This window comes from Capnocytophaga sp. oral taxon 324 str. F0483 (genome assembly GCF_000318315.2).
Taxonomy (GTDB): domain Bacteria; phylum Bacteroidota; class Bacteroidia; order Flavobacteriales; family Flavobacteriaceae; genus Capnocytophaga; species Capnocytophaga ochracea.
The window spans coordinates 1-241 of sequence record NZ_KB291505.1 but is presented as its reverse complement, the minus strand read 5'-3'; positions in this window follow the sequence as shown (position 1 = coordinate 241).

The window sequence follows — 241 nt, the reverse complement described above, 5'->3', positions numbered from 1 at the left end:
ATCAACTTTGCCAAAGGTGCGAGCCGCACAGGCATTCGTAGCACGACGGGCATAGAAAATTAGAGAATTAGGAAATTTGGAAATTAGCAAATAGGTAGTGATAAAAAAGGTTTTTTGACGGGTCTGACTTGTCGGACAAATTGGACTGGTCTGAAGTTATCGGAGGGAAACGAAAAATATAAAAAGTGAGTTAGGAGGAATTTTGGAGAAAAAAGGCTATTAGGAGGGTGGGGTTAGCTTA